General features: G+C 73.3%; 5 protein-coding genes. All 5 read left to right on the top strand.

Annotation, left to right across the window (positions count from 1 at the left end):
* Positions 1-146 precede the first annotated feature (146 nt).
* Positions 147-1208, top strand: coding sequence for a succinyl-diaminopimelate desuccinylase (dapE, locus tag A6Q81_RS01940; protein ID WP_286689332.1), 1062 nt, complete (start codon positions 147-149; stop codon positions 1206-1208).
* The gene (locus A6Q81_RS01935; protein WP_286689331.1) at positions 1205-1924 is read left to right on the top strand and encodes an LOG family protein; all 720 of its coding nucleotides are present in this window, start codon (positions 1205-1207) and stop codon (positions 1922-1924) included. Before dapE ends, A6Q81_RS01935 begins: the two co-directional genes overlap by 4 nt.
* 4 nt (positions 1925-1928) lie before the next feature.
* Entirely contained in the window at positions 1929-2747 is an 819-nt protein-coding gene (locus tag A6Q81_RS01930) for a TrmH family RNA methyltransferase (protein WP_286689330.1), read from the top strand.
* A gap of 161 nt (positions 2748-2908) precedes the next feature.
* Positions 2909-3481: a DNA-3-methyladenine glycosylase I gene (locus A6Q81_RS01925; protein WP_067855776.1), complete on the top strand. Its 573-nt coding sequence runs from the start codon at positions 2909-2911 to the stop codon at positions 3479-3481.
* 85 nt (positions 3482-3566) lie between these two features.
* Positions 3567-4157, top strand: coding sequence for a hypothetical protein (locus tag A6Q81_RS01920; RefSeq protein WP_286689329.1), 591 nt, complete (start codon positions 3567-3569; stop codon positions 4155-4157).
* Positions 4158-4202: the final 45 nt, after the last annotated feature.

The following is a 4202-nucleotide window of genomic DNA, read 5'->3' as shown; positions in this document are numbered from 1 at the left end:
GGCCCTTTCGGAGCGCAGGACGAGTCGAAGCCGCGCCAGCGCAGCCCCACCCGAGCACGAAGCCGCCCCGACGCAGCCGCAGGTCGACGAGAAGCCACACCGACGCACCCGCGGGGGACAGGCAACCGCGCCCTAGAGTGGGCGCCATGGCCGTGCTCGACCCGACCCGCGACATCGTCCAGCTCACCGCGGACCTCTGCGACATCGCGTCGGAGAGCCTCGACGAGGCCGAGATCGCCGACGCGGTGGAGGCGGTGCTGCTCGCGGCGCCGCACCTGACGGTCGTGCGCGACGGGCGCACGCTGGTGGCCCGCACCGACCTCGGTCGGGCGGAGCGGGTGGTGATCGCCGGGCACCTCGACACCGTCCCCGCGAACGACAACTTCCCGACGCGTCTCGACGGCGACACGCTCTGGGGGCTCGGCACCTGCGACATGAAGGGCGGCGTCGCCGTCGCGCTCCAGCTCGCGGCGACCGTCGCCGAGCCGGTACGCGACGTTACCTACGTCTTCTACGAGGCCGAGGAGATCGCCGCGCGGTTCAACGGGCTCGGTCGGCTCGCGCGCGAACGTCCGGAGCTGCTCGCCGGCGACTTCGCGATCCTCATGGAGCCGTCCGTCGCGTCCGTGGAGGCGGGCTGCCAGGGCACGATCCGCGTCGACGTCGTCACCCGAGGGGAGCGTGCGCACGCCGCGCGGTCGTGGACCGGTCACAACGCCATCCACGACGCCGCCGAGGTGCTCGTGCGCCTGCGCGACTACGAGCCGCGCCGCGTCGTCATCGACGGGCTCGAGTACCGCGACGGGCTCAACGCCGTCGGCATCAGCGGCGGGGTGGCCGGCAACGTCGTGCCCGACCTCGCCATCGTCACGGTCAACTACCGCTTCGCGCCCGACCGGTCCGAGGACGAGGCGCTGGCGCACCTGCGCGAGGTCTTCGACGGCTTCGAGCTGACCGTCACCGACTCCGCGCCCGGCGCGCTGCCCGGTCTCGACCAGCCCGCCGCGGCCGCGTTCGTCGAGACGCTCGGTGCCGAGCCGCGCCCGAAGTTCGGCTGGACCGACGTCGCGCAGTTCACGCAGCTCGGGATCCCCGCCGTCAACTACGGACCGGGCGACCCGATCTACGCCCACAAGCAGGACGAACACGTCCCCGTCGCGCACCTGCGTTCCGTCGAGGACGCCCTCAGGAGATGGCTGACCGCATGAGCTACCAGAAGGGCCCGGTGCACCTGCGCCGCGGCCACGTCCCCAGCAGCACCACCGACCAGCGCCTGCTCGACTCGCGCGGCCCGACCGACTGGGTGCACACCGACCCCTGGCGCGTGCTGCGCATCCAGTCCGAGTTCGTCGAGGGCTTCGGTGCGCTGTCCGAGCTCGGCCCGGCCGTCGCCGTGTTCGGGTCCGCGCGCACCACGCCCGACGACCCGATGTACGAGAAGGCGCGCGAGGTGGCCGAGAAGCTCTGCGGGCTCGGGTACGCGGTCATCACCGGCGGCGGCCCCGGTGCGATGGAGGCGGCCAACCGCGGGGCCAGCGAGTGCGGCGGCGTGTCGGTCGGCCTGGGCATCGAGCTCCCGCACGAGCAGGGTCTCAACGAGTGGGTCGACCTCGGCATCAACTTCCGCTACTTCTTCGTCCGCAAGACGATGTTCGTGAAGTACTCGCAGGGCTACGTCGTCATGCCCGGCGGCTTCGGCACCCTCGACGAGCTGTTCGAGGCGCTCACGCTGTCCCAGACGGGCAAGGTGACGACCTTCCCGATCGTGCTGTTCGGCACGGCCTACTGGCAGGGCCTGGTCGACTGGCTGCGCCAGACGATGCTCCCCGACGGGAAGATCAAGGAGTCCGACCTCGACCTCCTGCTGCTCACCGACGACGTCGACGAGGCCGTCGCGCACTTCGACGCCGTCGCGTCCAGCTGACGTCGTGCGGGTCACGTCGCGCAACGCCGCCTTCCAGCAGTGGGAGGCGATGCTGACCAACCGGCGCAAGCGCACCCAGCTGCGTCAGCTGCTCGTCCAGGGCGTCCGGCCGGTGTCCGTCGCGCTCGAGTCGCCGCTCGAGGTCGTCGCGGTGCTGCACGACGACCGTCGCGACCCGTCGCAGTGGGCCCGCGAGGCGGTGGCGCGGGCCGTAGGGCGAGGCGCCGAGCAGTACACGCTCTCGGCCGAGCTCCTCGCCGAGCTGGCCGAGCAGGAGCAGGACCGTCCCGAGGTGGTGCTGGTGGTGGCGCAGCCGGCCGACGACCTCGCGCGGCTGCCCGCCGGCCCCGACCTGCTCGCGGTCGTGCTCGACCGGCCGACCAGCCCCGGCAACGTCGGCAGCATCGCGCGGTCGGTCGACGCGTTCGGCGGCAGCGGGCTCGTGGTGTGCGGCCACGCCTGCGACCCCTACGAGCCGCGGGCCGTGCGGGCGTCGACGGGCTCGGCGCTCACGGTGCCCACCGTCCGGCTCGGCTCGCCCTACGAGGTGCTCGCGTGGGTCGAGGACCTCCGGTCGCGTCTCGGCTGGGTGCAGGTCGTCGGCACCGACGAGGACGGACCGGTCGAGCTGGCCGACGCCGACCTGACGGCGCCGACCGTCGTCGTCACCGGCAACGAGACGCGGGGGCTGTCGGCCGCGTGGCGCGAGATCTGCGACGTCATGGTGCACATCCCGATCACGGGGACGGCGTCGTCGCTGAACGCGGCCAACGCGACGTCGGTCGTGCTCTACGAGGCCTCGCGCCAGCGTCGACACGCCTGACCCGGTTCTCTCAGCGGAGCACGGAGAGCTTTCCGGGCGTCGCTGAGGAAACCGCGCCTGGCGGGAGATTCCCAGGTCGACCTGGGAATCTCCGTTCCAGCGGCGACGGCAGGGCGGGCGCATCGTAGCGAGGAGCTCCTCGTGCCTGGCAGGATCGGCGCATGACGGTGACCGGCCCCGACGGCCTCGAGCGCTGCCCGTGGGGCGACGACCCGAGACTGCGCCGCTACCACGACGAGGAGTGGGGTCGTGAGCTGCGCGGCGACCGGGCGATGTTCGAGCGGCTCAGCCTCGAGGCCTTCCAGTCGGGGCTGTCCTGGTCGCTCATCCTCCGCAAGCGCGAGGCGTTCCGCGAGGCCTTCGTCGGCTTCGTGCCCGCGCTCGTCTCACGGTTCGCCGACGCCGACGTCGAGCGGCTCCTCACCGACGAGGGCATCGTCCGCAACCGCGCCAAGATCGAGGCCACCATCAGCAACGCGCGGGCCGTGCTCGACCTCGGCGAGAGCCTCAGCGACCTCGTCTGGTCGTTCGCGCCCGACACGTCGCCCGCGCCGCGGACGGTCGCCGACGTGCCGGCGACGTCGGCCGAGTCGACCGCGCTCGCCAAGGAGCTCAAGCGCCGTGGCCTGAAGTTCGTCGGGCCCACGACCGCCTACGCGCTCATGCAGGCCACCGGCATGGTCGACGACCACCTCGTCGGGTGCCTCGCCCGCCGCACGCCGCCGCTGTCGTAGCCGCCTCCTCCCTCCCGCACCACCAGTCCCACCAGGCACGGTGCGCCTCCCACGACGACCGCGCCGCCCGACCTACCCTGGCGCCATGACCACCTCCCGTCCCGCCGATCGACGCAGCCAGCGCTCGGTGCGCACCCTGGCCGCCGTCGTGCTCATCGTGTCCGCCCTCGTCGCCGGCACGGCGGCGATCGTGGTCTCGACCGTCGTCGCGCTCGCGGCCGCGGTCGTCTACGCCGTCGCGGCCTGCTCCGTCGCCGCGCGTCTGCTCGCCAACGAGACCGCCCAGGTGCGCCGCGACTGGGCACGCGACCGCGCCACCGCCGCTCACGACCGGAGCCGCGAGGCCACGCGTCGCGGCCGTGAGCAGATCGCGTTCGCCGAGACGATGACCGGCAAGGTCGAGCGTCGAGACGAGCGGATCGCCGCGCTCGTCTCCCAGGTCGAGGCCGCCGAGGCCGCCCTCGCCCAGGCCGAGGCGGCGCACGCCGCGGCCGAGGAGCGCACGGTGCTGCTCGACGGCGACCTCGCCCAGACCCGGTCCGCGCTCCAGAGCACGCGCGCCGAGGTGCGTCGCCTCCGCGACGAGCTGGCCGCCAGCCAGAGCGCCGAGCTCGAGGCGCGCACCGAGCTGCTCGCCTGGCAGGAGCAGGCGGAGGAGCGTCGCCGGCTCGCCTGAGCCCGGCCGTCGTCCACACCCCCGGCTCCCGCCCAGCACCAGGGG

The sequence above is a fragment of the Aeromicrobium sp. REDSEA-S38_B2 genome (genome assembly GCF_001628525.1).
GTDB classification, from domain to species: domain Bacteria; phylum Actinomycetota; class Actinomycetes; order Propionibacteriales; family Nocardioidaceae; genus Aeromicrobium; species Aeromicrobium erythreum.
Note: the sequence above shows the minus strand (reverse complement) of the source record. Positions and strands in the feature narration are given on the sequence as shown.